The following is a 17633-nucleotide window of genomic DNA, read 5'->3' on the forward strand; positions in this document are numbered from 1 at the left end:
GCTTCGGCCTGCTGTCGACAGGCGTCCCAAGCCTGTCGCAGCAGCGAACATTTGGTCTTCTGACGGAACGAAATTCGCCATATCGAGCGTTTGTTTCGCCTCACGGGGGGCTTGAACATGGCTAGTGAAGACTTTCGGCACCGGATAGCACGACGCGAGGACCTCGCCTCCATGATTGCGCTCATGGACGCAGCGATCTCCGAACTCCAGAAACCGTTTCTCGACGATGACCAGATCCGATCCAGCCGCGCAATCATGGGGCTGGACACGCAGCTTATCGATGATGGCACCTATTTCGTCGTGAAGCACGACCGCGTCCTGGCAGGGTGCGGTGGCTGGAGCCGGCGCACGACCATGTATGGTGGCGATCAGTTACCGGTACGCAACGCGGCACTGCTTGATCCAGCCACGGACGCGGCACGTATCAGAGCCATGTATACGCATCCGGACTTTGTCCGGCGAGGCGTCGGCCGTCTTATCCTTTCACTTTGTGAACGTGCCGCTAAGGCTGAGGGCTTCCGCCGTGCCGATCTGGCAGCCACGATGGCAGGAGAGCCGCTCTATCGAGCCTGCGGCTACCAACCCGCCGAGAAATTCGTCGATGACCGTGGCGGCGCTCCGGTTCCAATCCTGATGATGAGCAAGACGCTCTGAGCCACGGCTCAAAGGTCACTCGCTCGCGGCCGGCACTCGCTCCGGCCAGTATGGCAGCAGGAGAATGCTGGAGATTGAACCAGGCCATCTCGAACGAAAGAGAACTTCGTCCGTGAACTATCCGCAAGCCATTGATGGCATCCTGATTTTCATTTTGGACACGGGCTCGCGAGGCGGGCCTGATCGCCAGCCAGGCAGTGCTGGTGGCGATCGGCGTGGATTGGGAGGGCCGGCGCCAGGTTTTGGGCGTTGAGCTGGCCAACCGGGAGAGCCATGGGCGTCGGAGACGACGAGCTTGACGCCGCGCAGGCCCGTCGGCTTGCGCAGGAACTCCGTCCAGGTCGGCTCGGCCTCAGACGTGCCGATCTCCATGCCCAGCACCTCCCGTCGGCCGTCCGCATTGACGCCGACAGCGATAATGACGGTGACCGAGACGATGCGGCCGCCGCAGCGCACCTTCAGGTAGGCGGCGTCGATCCACAGATATACCAGTCGCCGTCGATGGGTCTTTCGAGGAACGCTTTGACCTTGCCGTCGATCTCTTCGCACAGCCGGCTGCCCTGCCTCTTGGAGATGCCGCTCATGCCCATGGCCTTGACCAGGTCATCGACCGAGCGGGTCGAGAGACCTAGGTGTGAGCTTTCAGAGGGTTGTCCATTCGGACCGGACCGAGGAGACTGGAGTTACCAAGCTGCAGCACTCACCGGAAGGTCCGAATGAACATCCACAAGAATGCCCGTCTCACGCTTGAACATGCCGCAGCGGCCGGACGCCATGATGATCGCCGACGCGAAGGGCGCAACGCCCTATTCCGGCGTTCTGGCCCGACGCCATGAGTGCCGTAGCGACGAAACCGACCGGCAGCGCAACGCCGCCGGGCTTGCGGTCTGGGAAATGAGGGCGGGACATCGGGACGCGACTTCGCGGCTTCGAGCTTCTCGGTCGGATTGAACGTCGGTATAGCCTCCCAGAGGGGTACTTCAAAGGAAAGCTCCCGCATCGGGCACGATCAGCGACCGGACATATGGCTCGACGATATCGGTCCGGCTGAACGCAGACGTCTGGCGTGGCATCTTCCCGAAGATTTCAACTCGCGTCCGACTGTCGAACAGGAACAAATCTTGGAATGGGTGCGTCGCGTGATCATTTCGGGCTCAACCGACTAACGGCGTTTTCAGGCGGCAGCCATTTCCAGGCGTGTCTTATGGCCAAACCGAATTAGCCGATCGCGATAACACTGAAAATTTCGAGATTCGCGAGTTGGGCGAGGGAACCTTCGCAGATCCAGACTTGTTCGCGGTGTGATCGATGCGCCGCCTACGCCGGCAATGGAAATGGCGAGCTGATCCGCTTCAAGACGTCAACGCCTTACGGCGGAAGTCAAACAGCGTTTTCCGAGGAGCGGAATGCATAGCAGGAGCGAAGGAGAGATGGCTAATATACCATTGAGTTTCGCCGGAACAACGGCGCTGTCCCAACGTTGTGAATCGTGAAGTGCCGCGCCCGATGTCCCGCAGGGCCGCGCGGCCTATACGAAATCAGGCACAGGAGAGACTATCATGATTCGCACCCTTTTAGCCACCACCGCCCTCGCGACATTGATCGCGACAGGCGCGTATGCGCAGAGCACGAGCACCCCGACGCCTGCCGCCCCACCATCCGCGCAGGAGCCCGCGGTCACCGCTCCGGTACCCCGCGCCGAGGGCAGCATCGTCACCAACATCATCGGCGAAACCGTCTACAACGGCACCGGTGACAATGCCGAGAATATCGGCAAGGTCAGCGACGTCGTCTTCGACAAGAACGGCCAGGCGAAATCCGTCGTCATCGGCGTCGGCGGTTTCCTGGGTGTAGGGACGAAAAATGTCGCCTTCGATTTCGACAAGCTGCAGTGGGCCGAGAAGAACGGCGACCGCTGGCTGGTCGCCCAAACGACCAAGGACGAACTGAAGGCACGGCCGGACTTCGACAGCAACGCCTATGCGCCGCCGCGCGCACCATTGACGACCACGCAAGCTCCGTCGGCTTCCGCGCCGACCACCACCGCGCAGGCCCCCGCCACGAACACCGCCCCGGCAGAGCCGGTGAAGCGGGCCGATGGCAACCTTGCCACCAACATTCTCGGCGAGACCGTCTACAATGGTACGGGCGATGACGCGCAGAATATCGGCAAGGTCGAGGACATCGTTCTGTCCAAGGAAGGCAAGGCGCAGTCCCTGGTTATCGGCGTGGGTGGTTTCCTTGGTCTGGGCACCAAGAACGTCACCTATGATTTCGACAAGGCACAGTGGGCGGAGAAGAACGGCAACCGCTGGCTGGTGGCGCAGACCACCAAGGAGGAGTTGCAGGCGCAGCCGGATTTCAATCGCAAGGCCTACGACCCTGCACCGGCCACAACGGCATCCAATCAGCCGGCTGCAACCGCCCCAGCCGTGACCACGGCCCCTGCCGCCGCTCCCGCCAACAAGACGGCCGCGGCCCCTGCGGCCACTACGGCACCTGACCAGACAACGACCGGGGCAATCGACAAGTCCACGCTCAAGCAGATGCCGATTGGGGAAATCCGAGGTGACGATCTGAAGGGCACGACGGTCTACGGTGCCAATGATGCCAAGGTCGGCCAGATCGGCGATGTCGTGCTGACGCCGGACAAGAAGCCCGACGCGGTGATCGTCGATGTCGGCGGCTTCCTTGGCATAGGTTCGAAGGAAGTGGCGGTCGGCATGGACAATTTGAAATTCATGACCGACAAGAATGGCAAGAAGTATCTGTACACGACATTCACCAAGGAACAGCTCCAGGCACAGGCCGCCTATGACAAGGGCAGCTATGCACAGAGGCGTGACCAGCAGCGAATGGTCGTGCGGTAGCTAGAATAGGCGCCCCGGCGAGTACAGCCGCTATTTGGCTCCGCTCGCCGGATCTCTTACGCCAAGAGGGGTAGCAGTGCCGTGACTTTTCCACCGTCGTAGCACTTGCGGCATCCATTGTCCGACTTCTGCCAAGGACGGACGCGCGCGGCGACATTCACGGTCTGGCCGAAATAGTCGAGGTTGTCGTTGAGTGTCACGGCGATCGACCGTCCACGGTGGGCCCCGATCTTGAGGATGAACCCTGGCCCGTCATGCTCGTCGAACTAAACTTCGGGTCAGGGCCTGCCGCGCGGGATATATCCGGCGTTGCGTAAAGCGCCGATGAAGAGGCTTGCCGGGCCGGTGATACTCGTCCTGGCCTGCATGGGCAACGGCAGAGTGTTCCAGTCCGCCAACGGAGCGATAAAGGTGGAGAAAGTCCCATTGACCATGCAATGGCTGATCACCGAGCCCTGCTTGTCCAGCGCCAGGATGCCTGTCTGATTGCTCGGATATTCGATGGCGGCGATCCGTTGCATTTCCAAGTCGCCATCGATGCGCAAATCGAAAAGCAGGACGCCGTGGCTTCTGCTGGCGATTTCTGCGACTTTTTCGGTGAAGCCAACGGGAAGCGCACGAACGCCGTCGACCGCCATCCCGAAAACAAGCGCGTCCAGCTCTTCCGCCGCCATGCCAAGATTTGCTCCCAAGAAGATCAGGATTGCAATTGATCAGTTGGTTTGTGCACAACCATCCCACTCGCCTCTTTTCGACCAAACATGATCAAAGAATTACTCGATCGGCGGCGAGTCTCGACACCGGCTTGGGGCCAAGTTTAATACAGAGCGACCGCATTTGGCCGGTGCCGAATGTCGAGCGGACCCGCAAAACCGCCTGATCCAGTCGGCCCTCCGACCCCGACGTCCAGGCCGAACAGTCTTGCAAATCCATCGGCCGCAGTGCATTCCGGCTATCTGTCGACCGGAGTGGAACTGCTGACACAACTGCCTCGCATGCCGCGTCGGAGTGCTAACCGCCTTCGCCCTCGACCAGATCTCGCAAACCGATTGTGTTGGGGAATTGCAGCGGTCTTTCGGAACGATTCGGGCTTTCGTTCGTTGTTTCGGCGCCGACCGGCCAGTGCGCCACCTCCATCGCTTGGAAGGAGAAAGGGCAGCCGCAACGCTGGGAGAACAGCCGCCGGTCGGTAGGTCTGCGTAATCTTAGGGGCCGTTGTCGGCCGGCGAGGAAATCACCTTCACCATCCTGGTGGTATGGGTTCGTCTTCACAGTGGCAGTGGAGGCCTTTGTCGCCCGCCGCAGTGCTAGTGGGTGGGGAATTTCCACGAGAGCCAATCGCCGCCACAGTGCCAGTGGAAGCCCTTGTGAACTGTGGGGTAGATGCTAGTGGGCAACCTAACCCCATCCGCCCCTCACTGCGGACCAAATCGCCTGCGTAGTGCTAGTGGAGATGTTATTAAGCGGTTCTAATGTTCGACCGTCACAGCACTGGTGTCCCTATCGGAAAGAGCAGGCAGCGGCCAGGATTTGTGATAGTTCGAGTCACCGATTGTGGCTAAGTTGGCTAGCAAAATCAGCAGGTTACTGCGAACCGCCAGGTCGATCGATTGCAGCAGCGCATCGGATGCGGACTTCATCTACGACCTTACAGATTGTCAACAATCTGTAAAACTTTTGTTGACAAATAATAGATTCGAGCCTTCACTCACAAAAGTCGCGTATCGGTCGAGTTCTGTCGCAACAATGCGCGGCCTCCAAAGGGGAAAGAACAATGATCAATAGACGTTCAATAATCACATTCGCCGCGCTCGGCGCCGTCTCTGCGCTGGCAATCATGGCCGGCGGCACAATCACGGTGCACGCCGCGAACAAGGAACTCAAGATCGGCTTTGTCGGCGTCACGAGTGGCGCGGCCGCTGCGTGGGGCACATCCAACGTCCGCTCGATGCAGACGCGCGCCGCTTGGATCAACGAAACCGGCGGTGTGAAGATTGGTGACGAGACGTATGACATCAAAATTGTTACCTTCGACGATCAGAAGGACCCGAAGCGGGCGATCGCCGGCATGGAGAAGATGGCCCAGGAGGGCATCCACTATGTCGTCGGTCCGAATGTCGACGACGGCGCGGCGGCGGTGCGCCCCGTGGCAGAATCCAAGGGCATCATCTATTTTCCCTACGCATTCCCGAAGGAACTCTACACCCCGCCGGCGTCCAATGCCGTGCTCGGCATGATCGCCAACTACCAGTCAGCTCCGGCGATCTACAAATATCTCAAGGAAAACAGGGGCGTGAAAAAAGTTGCCTTTGTCGCCGCCAACGAATCCGATCCGCTGAGCCAGCGGGATGGCGGTGTTGCCGCGGCAAAGGCGCTCGGGCTTGAGGTTGTGGCTGCCACGGACGTCTACCAAAACGATACCCGCGATTTCACCCCGGTACTGACGCCGATCGTTTTGCAAAAACCGGACCTGCTGGTGCTTTCGGGTGTCGCGCCCGGCAATGCGCCGCTGCTGATCCGCGCCGCGCGCGAGCTCGGCTACGAAGGTCTGATCTCCACCGAAACGGCGCAGGATGCCAAGGTGCTGGAAGAGGGCGCGGGCGAGTTGGCCAACGGCTTCATCTCAGTCGGCGGCGCATCGACGCCCGAAATCGCGTCCGACATGATGAAAGAGTTCGTCGACCGCTATACGAAAATGTTCGGCGAATACAATGACGAGTCCAACACCAAGGTCTACGCGCTCGAATACATCATCGAGACGCTGAAGGCGAACCCGGCCGCGATCAACAATGTCGAAGAGTTCAAGAAGACGATCGACACTTTCTCGGCACCCAATCCCTATCTGAAGGGCGATGCCAAGCTGACCTATGTCGGAATGACGTCGTTTGGCCAGAAGCGCCAGCTTTCGGTCCCGATGGTGGTCACGGAATACCGCGACGGCAAGTTCGAGACGCTCTTCGTCGCTCAAGTCGATTGACGCAACTGCACTGAAGCGGATTGCCGCAGAGGCTCGTGCATTCGCCTTGAGCCTCTGAATGGCCGGGAACCATCCTGATGGAACAAGTCATCGCCAACGGGCTTTATCTTGGCGCGCAATACGCCTTGATCGCGCTCGGTCTGACCCTGATCTTCGCTCTGATGAACGTGCTGAACTTTGCCCATGGGCAGATGTACGTTCTCGGTGGCTTCGTCACCTACACCGTCTATGGCCAGCTCGGCATGCCTTTCGTCGTCGCCCTCGTCGCGTCCGGGATCACGCTGCTGGTCATTGGAGCGCTGGTCGAGAAATTCCTTTTCAGAACGGTGATTAGGCGAAGCGTGCGGGAGGAAAGTACGATGCTTCTCGCGGCGGCGGTCGCATTCTTCCTCGACGCCGTGATCCTCCTGCTGTTCGGTGAAAAGCAGCGCGGCGTGCCGAAGATCGTCAGCGGCGTCTTCGTCTCCGACGGCCTCATAATGCCTTACGACCGGCTGCTGGTCGGCGCACTCGCCATACTGTTCATCGCCTCCTTCGTGCTTTTCATGCAGTATAGCAAGCCGGGACGCGCCATGCGGGCGCTGGCGCAGGACCGGATCGCGGCGCAGCTTATGGGCGTCGACGTCGACCGCTATTCGATGATCGGCTTTGCGCTTGGCGCCATGCTTGCCGGCATAGTCGGCGGACTGCTGGTCGCCATCACCGGCGTCAATTCGGGCATCGGCGGGCCGATCTCGATCAAGGCGTTCTTGATGGTGATGATCGGTGGAGCCGGCGTCGTCAGCGGAGCGATCGCCGGCGGCTTCATCCTCGGCATGATGGAATCGGTCGGCCTGACGGTGCTACGCCACTATGGCGACGTCACCTATCTCGTCATCTTCGCCGCGCTGATGGTCTTTCTCAGCATCCGCCCCAACGGGCTCATGGGCAAACCGTGGGGATGATCGACATGAAGCGTACACGCAACATCTTCGCCGTCGCTGTCTTCCTGCTGGTCGTACTCATCGGCGTGCCCTGGCTGATCGAGGCGACCGGTCGGCTCGACCTCTACTACACGCTGACCTCGGTCGCTTTGCTGAGCATCGCCAGCGCCGGCGTGTGGGTGACCTTCTACATCGGACGTATCAATATCGGCCAGGGTGCCTTCGCGCTTATGGGCGGCTATGTTTCGGCCATCCTTGTCGTCCAGCACGGTTTGTCGTTCTGGCTGACACTGCCGCTGGCCGGGCTGTTCTGCGCCGCTGCAAGCGTGCTGATCGGACTGCCCATCCTGAGGCTCCGCGGCGTTTATTTCGCGATGGTCACGCTGGTGTTGACCGAAGTGGCGCGGCTGCTGGCGCTGGCGCTGCCGATCACCAACGGCGCCAAGGGCATGGTGAGCATTCCGCTCCCCGGCGGCATTTCGATCTTCGGCCTGACCATCCTTCCCGATTTCGCAACGCTCGCCAATCCACGCCCGGCGTTCTATCTCGTTTCGGTGGTGCTGATGGTGCTGTGCTTTGCCGGGCTTTACCGCCTTGTCCATTCGCGCATCGGCAAGCTCTGCCAGTCGCTGCAGCAGAACGAGGAACTGGCCTCCTCGATCGGCGTCAACATCGCCTATCTGCGCGTCATCGCCTACGCCATCTCCTCGTTCCTCGGCGGTCTCGGCGGCGCAATGTTTGTTGCCATTTCGCAGTCGATTTATCCGTCCAGCTTCACCGTCACCGACTCGGTGAACTTCATGCTGAACTGCTTCCTCGGCGGGCTCAGCTACGTCTTCGGGCCGATGATCGGCACCTTCGTGCTCTATTTCGGCTGGGATTTCCTGTTCGAGACCGGCGAGTTCCAGTTGCTGATCTTCTCGTCGGTGCTGATCGCGCTGATGCTGTTCCTTCCCAACGGCCTGCTCAGCCTGCGGCTGTTCGGCAAGAAGCAGGGCTAGGACCATGACCGAACTTCTCCAGATCAAGGCAATGACCAAACGCTTCGGCGGACTGATCGCGGTCAACAACGTTTCCTTCGCGGTCCGCGAACGCGAAATCCTCTCCGTGATCGGTCCCAACGGCGCCGGCAAATCGACGCTGTTCAAGCTGATTTCCTCTTTCCTCAGTCCGAGCTCGGGCGAGGTGCTGTTTCGCGGACAGCGGATTTCCGGCCTGGCGCCGCATATCGTCGCCCGGAAGGGCGTCGTCCGCACATTCCAGGAGACGACGATCTTCAAGGGCATGACCGTGCGCGACAACGTCATCATCGCACATCACCTGCGTTCCAATGCCACCCTTGCCGGCTTCTATCTTGGCACGATTACAGCGCGGCGCGATGAGGCCGAATTCGGACGATCCGCCGACGAGATCATCGATTTCCTCGATCTCGGCGCGCAACGGCATGAGATCGCGAGCACGCTGCCGCACGGGCATCTGCGCGCGCTGGGGATTGCCATCGGCCTCGCCACCAACCCGACCGTGCTCCTGCTCGACGAACCCTTTGCCGGCATGAACCACGACGAAACCGTGCGTGCGGTGAAAATGGTGCGCGGCGTACGCAAACGCGGCGTGACCGTGCTACTCGTCGAGCACGACATGCCCGCCGTGATGAACATTTCCGACCGTATCGTCGTCCTGAACTTCGGCGTCAAAATCGCCGAGGGAACGCCTAAAGAAATCCAAGAGAACGAAAAGGTCATCGAAGCCTATCTCGGCGCCGAAGACGAGACGATCGGATTTTAGCCATGAGCGAACTGCTGAGCGTCTCCAATGTCGAACTCTACTACGACCACGTCTATGCGCTGAAGGGCGTGTCGCTGAGCGTCAACGAGGGCGAGACGGTAGCGCTGATCGGCGCGAACGGTGCGGGCAAATCGTCAATCCTGCGCGCAATCACCGGCCTGAAAAAAGTCCGTAGCGGCGAGATCCATTTCCAGGGCCGCCGCATCGACAAAACGCGGCCGGACGAGCTGGTCAGGATGGGCATCGCTATGGTGCCGGAGGGCCGGCGCGTCTTTTCCTACATGACCGTGCGCGACAATCTGATGATGGGCGCATTCACCCGCACCAACAAGGCCGACATCGCCACGACGCTGGAGATGGTGCTCGGGCGTTTTCCGCGCCTGAAGGAACGCTATTCGCAGACGGCGGGCACGATGAGCGGCGGCGAACAGCAGATGCTGGTGATCGGGCGGGCGCTGATGGCCAAGCCGAAGCTGCTCTTGCTCGACGAACCTTCGCTCGGCGTCGCGCCGAAGCTCGTGCAGGACATCGCCCGCTCGATCGTCGCGATCAACCGCGACGAAAAGGTCAGCGTGCTGCTGGTCGAGCAGAATTCGCGCATGGCGCTGCGCATCTCGCAGCGCGCCTACGCACTGACGACCGGAACGATCGCGCTGGCCGGAGATTCGGCTGAGCTGCTTGCCGACGATCGGGTCAAGAAACTCTATCTCGGCGGCGAAATATGAAGGCGCAAATGGACATACTCGTCGTCAATCCCAACACCACTGCGTCCATGACCGAGAAGATCGGCGAGGCGGCACGCGGCGCGGCTTCGGCCGGCACCAGGATCATCGCGACCAATCCGAAGGATGGGCCGCCGAGCATCGAAGGCTATTTCGACGAGGTCTTCGCCATCCCGGGAATGATTGGCGAGATCCAGAGACATCCGGCGTCGAGCGCCTGCGTCATCGCTTGCTTCGACGACACCGGCCTCGACGCAGTACGCTGCGTTGGCGAGATGCCGGTGATCGGCATCGGCGAAGCGGCGTTTCACATGGCCAGCCTGATTGCCGGCAAGTTCAGCGTGGTGACGACGCTGTCGCGTTCGGTGCCGGCGATCGAGCACAATCTGGTGCGCTACGGCCTCGCCAGCCGCTGCGCCAGGGTACGAGCCAGCGACGTTCCCGTTCTGGAGCTCGAAGTGCCCGGCTCCAACGCCCGCCATCGAATTTCGGAGGAGATCGAGCGCGCCATCCGCGACGACCGGGCCGAAGCGATTGTGCTGGGATGCGCCGGCATGGCCGACCTCGCTGCCGCGCTCAGCCGCGAACATAGCCTTCCCGTGATCGACGGCGTCGCCTGCGCAGTAAAACTCTGCGAGAGCCTCGTCGGCCTTGGCCTGTCGACCTCAAAGCGCGGCGGCTACCAGGTTCCACTCGAAAAATCCTTCGCCGGAATCTTTGCGCCCTTTTCGCCCACCGGCCGTGCATCCTGATGCGTGCAAAATTGTTGACATTCCCACACAGGATGTTTGATGTGCGGCCGGAAACGCGGTGTTCGCGCCGCTATGCGATCCGGCCGCCGGGACAATGAGACGATGGACCTGCTTGGGCCAAAGCCACGGGATGGCGACAAGCCGACGATGCGCTGGTTTCCGGTCTATGCCGGCCTGCGCGACGCCATCGTCAGCCACCGCATCGCACCGGGCACAAAACTACCCGAGGACGAACTCGCCTCGATCTATTCGGTGAGCCGCGCGGTAATACGCGCGGCGCTGCAGGCACTGTCGCATGACCGCTTGGCTCGGCTCGAGCCGAACCGCGGCGCGTTCGTCGCCCAGCCGACCAAGCAGGAAGCGCGCGAGGTGTTCGAAGCGCGGGCGCTGATCGAGCCCAAGGTCGCGGCGCTTGCCGCCGAAGTGGCAAAGCCGGCCGAGGTCGCGCAACTGCGGCTTCATCTCGAAAAAGAGCACGAGGCCCTGCATGCCGGCCGCGACAGCGACGCCATTATGCTGTCGGCAAAATTCCATATCGGCATCGCCGAAATCGCCGGCCATTCTATCCTGACCGGCTTCGTCAAAGACCTGCTGTCGCGGTCGTCGCTGATCATCGCGCTCTACTGGCGCCGCCGCGACACCACCTGCGAAAGCCACGCCCATCACGCCCTCGTCGATGCCATCGAAAAGCACGACGCACAAAACGCGTCCGACCTGATGCGAAGCCATCTCGTCGAACTTCTGTCGGGCCTTGATCTGTCGCTTGGCGAGAAGAAGCCCGAGAGCCTGTCGGACATCTTGCGCTGATCTGCGCTGTCAAACTCTTCGCCAAGCTTCGCATTCGGTGCGCGTGCTCGGCAAGCTGTTCCGCCGCCTGTTCCTCTCCCGGTTGGTCGCGCTGCACGACGCTAGCCGGCTCGCCTTCTTCGGCGCAATTGCTCATCTCGCGGAACGGGGGCATTCCTGCGCCACCTGTCGCCGGTCCGGAAGAAGTGCTGGGTGGTCTACGCCAAGGCGCCCTCCGCCGGCCCGGAGGCGGTGCTCGCCTAGCCTCCATAACCAAAGTGGCGGAACTCGGGGGCGGCTATGGGATCGAGTTCCGTGGACCGGCCCAAGTGGGGCCGATTGAGCCGGAAGTTCCCATGAGAAGGTAGCGCAGTGTTCCCGCGCCGCTTCTTCATGCGGCTCCGGAGGGGCGCTCGATATTTCGCAACTGCTTGAAATCGGCGGCCGATGGCCTGACTTTTATGCTTTGAGCGACTGAGAACTGGGCCTGTCAGGCCCGGCGCGATGCAACGACCGCTTCGGCCAAGACGGTGCTGCTCTTGTGCCCGCCGAGCCGGCGCAGCGGTTCGTTTGAAATAGTATCTCATCCCAGTGTGTGTGTGCACGCCGGGATTTGTTCAAGGCCATTGCCACGCTACTCAGATTGGTGGGAGCAGGAAGCTTTGTCTACATAGGCTTGCTTGCAGGGTTTCTTCGCGGCATCGAGCGGTCCGAAAATGGCTGTCTCCTCATCTGACTTTGCGGAAACAGTTTCGTGGTTGCGAGCAGGAACATCTCCAATCTCCGGGCGCGGAATTGTGAGGGCGGTTGGTCACCTGGTGCCCTCATGAAGCAACTCTGACGTTTGATCCTTATCATTGTGCGATGCCAAAGCCGCTGCGTGAGCCAATGCGGGCGACGCTAGCAAGGTGGAACAATCCGACAGCCGGCGAGTTTCTAAGACGAAGGGCGATCTGTTTCGGAGGAAACGGGATGAAACGCGTCCTTGCCCAAAATGCGGTTCGACTGATGCTGAGCGGCGTAGCCGCCTGTCTACTCACGGTCGTCGAGATTCCAAACCCGATTACGCCATTGTTGCTTGTGTCCGAGGCAAGGGCTGCCACCGTTTCGATCAGCACATTCTACCAAGACTTGTCTCCCTATGGTGATTGGGTTTCGTACCACGGTGCGACCGTTTTCGTGCCGGTTCATGTACGTGACGATTGGCGTCCGTATACCCTTGGACACTGGGTCTATACCGAGCAGTATGGCTGGCTCTGGGTATCCGACGAGCCATTCGGTTGGGCGACGTACCATTACGGCCGGTGGGGCTATGCCGACGATATCGGTTGGTACTGGGTTCCGGGGACTCGTTGGGCGCCAGCATGGGTGAGTTGGCGTCGTGAAAGGGAGCACATCATTTGGGCTCCGCTGCCGCCGCGCCGCGATCCGGATCTGATTTCAATCGAGGTGACCTTCGACGCGACGCCGGATTTTTACTGGGTTGTGGTCCCTACCCGCGAATTCCTTGCTGCGGACATTTCTGTCGTCGTTATCCGTGATGAGCCGGAGTTTGTGCGCATTGTCGAGGCGGCCGAGCCGGCCGGCGACGTGACGATCCAGAACAACGTGGTGATCAACAAAGTCGTTGATGTTGATGTGATCGAAAAGGAGACGAACCAGAAGGTGACTGCCGTCAAGGTCAGCAAGACCGAAGCACCCGAGCAGTCCGGCAAATTGGAAAACGATACGGTCGCGGTCTTTGAAGGTGAGGTGAAAGCCGACCCCAAGGCCAAACCAGCCAAGCTCAAAGACATCGAGGAGGTGAAGCAGGTTCAGGCTAGCCGGAAATCGAAGCCGACCGAAGGCGCAGCAAAGACCGAACAGGCCCAGCCGGAACAGGCGGCCAAGCCTGAGAAGCCGACAACCCAGGAGCAGCCCGCGGCCGAGCAGCAGGCCGAGCCCGGCAAGGCGGCCAAGCCTGAGAAGCCGAAGGCCAAGAAGCAGCCCGCCGCCGAGCAGCAGCAGGCCCAGCCGGAACAGGCGGCCAAGCCTGAGAAGCCGAAGGCCAAGAAGCAGCCGGCCGCCGAGCCGCAGCAGGCCGAGCCAGAGCAAGCGGCCAAGCCTGAGAAGCGGAAGGCCAAGAAGCAGCCCGCCGCCGAGCCGCAGCAGGCCGAGCCAGAGCAAGCGGCCAAGCCTCAGAAGCCGAAGGCCAAGAAGCAGCCCGCCGCCGAGCAGCAGCAGGCCGAGCCCGAGCAGGCGGCCAAGCCTGAGAAGCCGAAGGGCAAGAAGCAGCCGGCCGCCGAGCAGCAGCAGGCCGAGCCCGAGCAGGCGGCCAAACCCAAGCCACAGAAGCAAAAAAACAAGGCGTGCGATCCGCAGACTGACGCGAACTGCTAGCTGTGCGCGGCACCGCGATTATTCCATCGCGGTGCCGCTGAATGCGCGAAAAGCCGCGATCCTCGCCACTTTCCTTCGCTGCCGCCTGCTCTCCTCTATATCGGCTGGAAGCGCGGAACGCCCGTCAACGAACACAGGGTAAGCATGCAAGCCGAAGAGGGTGAGACGTCACCTCGCGCCCGAGGCTATTTCGAAAAGCCTGACATTGTCTGTTACCCATCCTAGGTTTGTATCGGCAGAGGTCCTTATCCAGAAACGGCCATGAGCACCCGCGGTGCCGACTTTCTATACAAATGGATTTCCGAACACATGCCGGAAGGGCCAACCGACGACCCGGGCCGGCTTGTGACCGATATGGCAGACCAGGCCCTGCGGGCGGCCGCCGTCGAAGGCATCCCAATTCAGGAGATCGATGAAGAGATCGGGAGCGTCTATGAAGTGATCATTCATGCCGTTGAACATCGCGACGGCGGTCTCGCGGGTTAAAGATTTTGTGGTTGCCTCCGGCGGCTCGCGGTCGCGACGAGGCTGCAGATATGGACTATTGAGTTTTGAGCAGGTGGCAGCAGCGCGCCTGTCTTTCCCCCGACTCGCCATATCTAAAATTTTCTAAATTAGCTATGCCTTATGGAACTTTGGTGCGGGCGTTTCATTTTCATCCGCATGCGAGCCTCTGTGATCCAACGCGTCGGGACGGGAGTGAACGCGTCGCCGCGCTACTCGCTGGTCCTGCCGATATATAATGAAGAACAAGTGCTGCCGCGACTGATCGAACGGATCAGGTCACTGATCAGTCGGCTGGACGGAGAGACTGAGGCGATTTTTGTCGATGACGGTAGCTATGACGGCAGCGTCAAATACCTTCGGCGGGTGGTCACCGCCGAACCTCGCTTCCGGCTTATCGAGCTTTCCCGTAATTTCGGACACCAGATTGCGATCACGGCTGGCATGGATGCTGCCGCGGGTGATGCAGTCATCGTCATGGATGCCGACCTGCAAGATCCACCGGAGGTCGTTCTTGATCTCGTGGCGAAGTGGAAGGAAGGTTTCGAGATCGTCTACGCCCGCCGTGTCAAGCGCGAGGGCGAATCCTGGTTCAAGCGGCTTAGCGCCGATCTTTTCTACCGTTTCCTCGAGAAGATGACGTCGGTCAACATCCCACGCAACGTCGGGGACTTCCGTCTGGTCGGCCGCCATGCGCTGGACGTCTTCAAACACATGCCTGAACACGATCGCTTCGTGAGGGGCATGTTCGGCTGGATGGGATTCAAGCAAGCGGGAGTGCCATTCGAACGCCCCCCGAGGACCATCGGCCAGACCAAATACCCTTTCTGGAAGATGATGCACCTTGCTGTCCACGCCATTGTCAGCTTCTCGGAAAAGCCGCTTCACTTTGCGCTTTGGGGCGGATCGGCCATTTCTGCACTTGCGCTGGCCTTTGGCGCTTATGCCGTCTTCGCCTGGATTTTTGAAACCGGCGTCATTGCCGGCTGGACGTCTACCATTGTGATCGTATCGTTCCTGTGCGGCATCAATCTTTTCATGACAGGCGTGGTCGGCCTCTATGTCGGTAGCATCCACGCCGAAGTGAAACGCCGCCCTCTTTACGTGATCGATCGGCTTACCGGCTTCGACGAGCCGGTGCGTGCCATCGCTGGTGGGAGCCGGAGATCGTTTCGCAAGCCTAAGAACGGAGCCGCTCCCAGTGTCCGAACTCTTCGACAGCTATAGATCCAGTTATGGAGAGACGATCGATGCGTCGATCCGCTTTTCCGGACTCAAGCACGCATTCTTTTTGGTCGCAAAGGCCGACCTGCTGCGACGCCTAGTCGCCGAGCGAGGACTTCGTCGACGGGGAGCCATGCTGCGGGCGCTTGATGTGGGCTGCGGTGTCGGTTCGCTCCATCCTTATCTAGACGGCGCTTTCGAGCGCCTGGATGGCTGCGACGTCTCGCAGGAGTCGATCCAGCGCGCCAGCGAGGACAATCCGGGCGTCGTCTATAGGACATGCACCACGACGGCCCTGCCTTATGACGACTGCGTGTTCGACCTGGCTTTTGCCAGTTGTGTTGTTCATCATGTTTCGCCCGCATCCTGGCTCGATTTTTTTCGCGAGATGCGACGCGTCGTGCGGCAAGGCGGCGTCGCCTGCATCATCGAGCACAATCCCTATAATCCGCTGACGCGCCTGGCGGTGCTCCGATGTCCGTTTGACCAAGACGCGGTCCTGCTCAACGCGGTCAAAGCAGCGGCCCTCTTTCGACAAGCAGGCTTCAGGGAGGTTCGATGCGAGCATTTCCTGCTGCTCCCGTCGGCCGGCAGATTCGCCAGAAAGGTTGAGCGTGCCCTCGCGCCGCTGCCGCTTGGCGCCCAGTATGCGTGTAGTGCCCGTGTCTGAATATCCGCCTACCGCTGGCACCGTCCTGAAGCTTCTGGCGCGCTTCGGCCTGGTCGGCGTCGCCGCCACAATCCTGTATGCCGCCTTGGCGGATGTCTTTGTCAAATCGGAACGGTTCGGCTTCAGCCCCGTTCAAGCGTCCCTTGCAGCATACGCAGCCGCAGCCTTGTTTTCCTATCTCGCGCACAGGTCAGTAACCTTCATGTCGCGCGGATTGCATAGATCAGAGGCTCCGCGTTTTCTCTTGCTGGCGGCGATCGGCTTGGCCATCGCCTATGGCGCGCCGGCGCTCTTGACGGCGAAGCTGGGCCTGCCGCTCATCTTTCCCATCATGATTACCTGCTTGCTTGTGCCCGCGATCAATTTCGTCGTGCTCCACCGATGGGTCTTTGCAGAACACATTCCCGATCAGTCCGGCGATGGTTGACGCGTGATCGGCCAGAAAGATTCGTTCCAAAACAGTTCACCGTTTCACGGAAATGATGAACTGCTCCAAGCCGCTTGCTGAAGCACGGCCCTTACGATTGGATGATGCCGGGCTCCGTTCAACCGTCGATCGCTTTGCCTTTAAGCCGTTGCTGGCAGCACATGTTGAACCATCCAAATCGCAGGATCGGTCGAGCGCCATGCCCGGGAGGGCCTGGCTGGTGTCACCACGCAGGAAGAGAGGCAATGAAGGCGGCACTTGAAACCTGCGGGTGCTCACATTGACCAGCATCTGGACGATGAGCTGGCCTTGGCGCGCTTCGTACCGGCTCGCCGACATGGACGCCCAAAGCGTCACGGACATAGCCATGGATGCAGGTTACGATGCGCCCGATGTGTTCGCCCGCGCCTCTCGGCGACGGTTCGGGCAATCGCCTTCGTCGCTCCGAATATCTCCCAGCTGTGGGTCGTGGCTTATGGCCTTCGGGGCCCCTCGACAACGCAAGCAACGAGCCCATGCAGATAATCTTTGACCACGACGATCCGTGATGTGGCGCCTACGCCGGTGGTGGTGATCGAGTATCGCGGGGACCGGGTGACGCCCGAAGACACCTTCCGGCGGTTCAGGGCCTGGCCCAAAGCGAATGGCTCGTCGCCGCTGACAAGCTCTACTTTCATGGTCTTCCGTTCCGAAAGGGAGCCGCCGTCCCAGACCGATCAGTCGATCGAGGCGAATGACGCGCTAATGAAAGCTGGCGTGATCCCGCCGGATGCTGCGCGGTGCTGCGCTAAAAAACGATCTCGAGCCCGCCGCGCTCTACCTCTATCGCTTGACTATTGGCCAACTGCGGGGAGGCACGCGACTTCCCGATCTATTGCCAACGCCGGCTCTCCTCCATCCCGGAGGTGCAGGCACATGAGGCGAGCACGGAACTGTTGCTGCCGCTGAACTAGGGCAACT

Annotated in this window: 17 protein-coding genes and 5 pseudogenes; 18 read left to right on the forward strand and 4 right to left on the reverse strand. The window is 60.6% G+C overall.

Translation table 11 applies throughout. The features are described from left to right. Positions 1-183: 183 nt before the first annotated feature. Positions 184-654, forward strand: coding sequence for a GNAT family N-acetyltransferase (locus tag NKJ90_RS14735; RefSeq protein WP_352486212.1), 471 nt, complete (start codon positions 184-186; stop codon positions 652-654). Between the two features lie 155 nt (positions 655-809). Then, positions 810-926 (forward strand): annotated as a pseudogene (locus NKJ90_RS14740) (transposase); the annotation flags it as partial. Position 927: 1 nt separating this feature from the next. Here the strand turns inward: NKJ90_RS14740 and NKJ90_RS14745 are convergent. Next, positions 928-1283 (reverse strand): annotated as a pseudogene (locus NKJ90_RS14745) (transposase); the annotation flags it as partial. A 278-nt stretch (positions 1284-1561) separates the two neighbouring features. Here NKJ90_RS14745 and NKJ90_RS33520 point away from each other — a divergent pair. Beyond that, positions 1562-2017: pseudogene (locus tag NKJ90_RS33520) on the forward strand (hypothetical protein); the annotation flags it as partial. Positions 2018-2213: 196 nt separating this feature from the next. Then, entirely contained in the window at positions 2214-3524 is a 1311-nt protein-coding gene (locus NKJ90_RS14750) for a PRC-barrel domain-containing protein (protein WP_352486213.1), read from the forward strand. 278 nt (positions 3525-3802) lie between these two features. Here NKJ90_RS14750 and NKJ90_RS14755 read toward each other — a convergent pair whose 3' ends face one another. Together NKJ90_RS14755 and NKJ90_RS14760 are read right to left on the reverse strand one after the other, a co-directional pair. Further along, positions 3803-4198 carry a hypothetical protein gene (locus tag NKJ90_RS14755; protein WP_023759950.1) on the reverse strand — a complete coding sequence of 132 codons (396 nt, stop codon included), beginning with the start codon at positions 4196-4198 and terminating at the stop codon, positions 3803-3805. Positions 4199-4993: 795 nt separating this feature from the next. Then, positions 4994-5164, reverse strand: coding sequence for a hypothetical protein (locus NKJ90_RS14760; protein ID WP_352486214.1), 171 nt, complete (start codon positions 5162-5164; stop codon positions 4994-4996). A 134-nt stretch (positions 5165-5298) separates the two neighbouring features. Between NKJ90_RS14760 and NKJ90_RS14765 the strand changes: the two genes are divergently transcribed. The 13 genes and pseudogenes from NKJ90_RS14765 (at position 5299) to NKJ90_RS14825 (ending at position 16673) form a co-directional block, all read left to right on the forward strand. Then, positions 5299-6501: an ABC transporter substrate-binding protein gene (locus NKJ90_RS14765; RefSeq protein ID WP_352486215.1), complete on the forward strand. Its 1203-nt coding sequence runs from the start codon at positions 5299-5301 to the stop codon at positions 6499-6501. 77 nt (positions 6502-6578) lie between these two features. Next, a complete protein-coding gene (locus NKJ90_RS14770) occupies positions 6579-7445 on the forward strand; it encodes a branched-chain amino acid ABC transporter permease (protein WP_023759953.1) in 867 nt (288 codons plus the stop codon). A 5-nt stretch (positions 7446-7450) separates the two neighbouring features. Then, positions 7451-8425: a branched-chain amino acid ABC transporter permease gene (locus NKJ90_RS14775; protein ID WP_023759954.1), complete on the forward strand. Its 975-nt coding sequence runs from the start codon at positions 7451-7453 to the stop codon at positions 8423-8425. A 4-nt stretch (positions 8426-8429) separates the two neighbouring features. After that, positions 8430-9209 (forward strand): ABC transporter ATP-binding protein, encoded by a 780-nt coding sequence (locus NKJ90_RS14780; protein WP_352486216.1) that lies wholly within the window; start codon positions 8430-8432, stop codon positions 9207-9209. A 2-nt stretch (positions 9210-9211) separates the two neighbouring features. Further along, a complete protein-coding gene (locus tag NKJ90_RS14785) occupies positions 9212-9934 on the forward strand; it encodes an ABC transporter ATP-binding protein (protein ID WP_023759956.1) in 723 nt (240 codons plus the stop codon). A gap of 8 nt (positions 9935-9942) precedes the next feature. Then, entirely contained in the window at positions 9943-10683 is a 741-nt protein-coding gene (locus tag NKJ90_RS14790; protein WP_023759957.1) for an aspartate/glutamate racemase family protein, read from the forward strand. 102 nt (positions 10684-10785) lie between these two features. Next, positions 10786-11490, forward strand: coding sequence for a GntR family transcriptional regulator (locus tag NKJ90_RS14795; RefSeq protein WP_023759958.1), 705 nt, complete (start codon positions 10786-10788; stop codon positions 11488-11490). 37 nt (positions 11491-11527) lie between these two features. Next, positions 11528-11730, forward strand: a pseudogene (locus tag NKJ90_RS14800) (IS91 family transposase); the annotation flags it as partial. Between the two features lie 711 nt (positions 11731-12441). After that, positions 12442-13848, forward strand: a complete 1407-nt coding sequence (locus NKJ90_RS14805; RefSeq protein ID WP_023759959.1) for a DUF6600 domain-containing protein — start codon at positions 12442-12444, stop codon at positions 13846-13848. Positions 13849-14109: 261 nt separating this feature from the next. Next, positions 14110-14334, forward strand: coding sequence for a DUF768 domain-containing protein (locus NKJ90_RS14810; RefSeq protein ID WP_352486217.1), 225 nt, complete (start codon positions 14110-14112; stop codon positions 14332-14334). Between the two features lie 177 nt (positions 14335-14511). Continuing rightward, positions 14512-15579, forward strand: coding sequence for a glycosyltransferase family 2 protein (locus tag NKJ90_RS14815; protein WP_198032233.1), 1068 nt, complete (start codon positions 14512-14514; stop codon positions 15577-15579). Next, the gene (locus NKJ90_RS14820) at positions 15554-16246 is read left to right on the forward strand and encodes a class I SAM-dependent methyltransferase (RefSeq protein WP_023759962.1); all 693 of its coding nucleotides are present in this window, start codon (positions 15554-15556) and stop codon (positions 16244-16246) included. Before NKJ90_RS14815 ends, NKJ90_RS14820 begins: the two co-directional genes overlap by 26 nt. After that, positions 16212-16673 carry a GtrA family protein gene (locus NKJ90_RS14825; protein ID WP_352486218.1) on the forward strand — a complete coding sequence of 154 codons (462 nt, stop codon included), beginning with the start codon at positions 16212-16214 and terminating at the stop codon, positions 16671-16673. The genes NKJ90_RS14820 and NKJ90_RS14825 overlap by 35 nt, the downstream gene beginning before the upstream one ends. A 36-nt stretch (positions 16674-16709) precedes the next feature. On the opposite strand, the gene NKJ90_RS14830 is transcribed toward NKJ90_RS14825, so the two are convergent. Then, positions 16710-17036 (reverse strand): hypothetical protein, encoded by a 327-nt coding sequence (locus NKJ90_RS14830; RefSeq protein WP_198032234.1) that lies wholly within the window; start codon positions 17034-17036, stop codon positions 16710-16712. Between NKJ90_RS14830 and NKJ90_RS14835 the strand changes: the two are divergent. Beyond that, positions 16987-17626: pseudogene (locus NKJ90_RS14835) on the forward strand (AraC family transcriptional regulator); the annotation flags it as partial. The gene NKJ90_RS14830 and the pseudogene NKJ90_RS14835 overlap by 50 nt on opposite strands. Positions 17627-17633 lie beyond the last annotated feature (7 nt).

Source organism: Mesorhizobium sp. M0051, from assembly GCF_040323235.1.
Classification (GTDB): Bacteria; Pseudomonadota; Alphaproteobacteria; order Rhizobiales; family Rhizobiaceae; genus Mesorhizobium.

Coding starts and splice junctions, on each gene's coding strand:
- NKJ90_RS14735 (WP_352486212.1), top strand. CDS start 184: ATGGACGCAGCGATCTCCGAACTCCAGAAACCGTTTCTCGACGATGAC.
- NKJ90_RS14750 (WP_352486213.1), top strand. CDS start 2,214: ATGATTCGCACCCTTTTAGCCACCACCGCCCTCGCGACATTGATCGCG.
- NKJ90_RS14755 (WP_023759950.1), bottom strand. CDS start 4,198: ATGGCGGCGGAAGAGCTGGACGCGCTTGTTTTCGGGATGGCGGTCGAC.
- NKJ90_RS14760 (WP_352486214.1), bottom strand. CDS start 5,164: ATGAAGTCCGCATCCGATGCGCTGCTGCAATCGATCGACCTGGCGGTT.
- NKJ90_RS14765 (WP_352486215.1), top strand. CDS start 5,299: ATGATCAATAGACGTTCAATAATCACATTCGCCGCGCTCGGCGCCGTC.
- NKJ90_RS14770 (WP_023759953.1), top strand. CDS start 6,579: ATGGAACAAGTCATCGCCAACGGGCTTTATCTTGGCGCGCAATACGCC.
- NKJ90_RS14775 (WP_023759954.1), top strand. CDS start 7,451: ATGAAGCGTACACGCAACATCTTCGCCGTCGCTGTCTTCCTGCTGGTC.
- NKJ90_RS14780 (WP_352486216.1), top strand. CDS start 8,430: ATGACCGAACTTCTCCAGATCAAGGCAATGACCAAACGCTTCGGCGGA.
- NKJ90_RS14785 (WP_023759956.1), top strand. CDS start 9,212: ATGAGCGAACTGCTGAGCGTCTCCAATGTCGAACTCTACTACGACCAC.
- NKJ90_RS14790 (WP_023759957.1), top strand. CDS start 9,943: ATGGACATACTCGTCGTCAATCCCAACACCACTGCGTCCATGACCGAG.
- NKJ90_RS14795 (WP_023759958.1), top strand. CDS start 10,786: ATGGACCTGCTTGGGCCAAAGCCACGGGATGGCGACAAGCCGACGATG.
- NKJ90_RS14805 (WP_023759959.1), top strand. CDS start 12,442: ATGAAACGCGTCCTTGCCCAAAATGCGGTTCGACTGATGCTGAGCGGC.
- NKJ90_RS14810 (WP_352486217.1), top strand. CDS start 14,110: ATGAGCACCCGCGGTGCCGACTTTCTATACAAATGGATTTCCGAACAC.
- NKJ90_RS14815 (WP_198032233.1), top strand. CDS start 14,512: ATGCGAGCCTCTGTGATCCAACGCGTCGGGACGGGAGTGAACGCGTCG.
- NKJ90_RS14830 (WP_198032234.1), bottom strand. CDS start 17,036: ATGTCCGTGACGCTTTGGGCGTCCATGTCGGCGAGCCGGTACGAAGCG.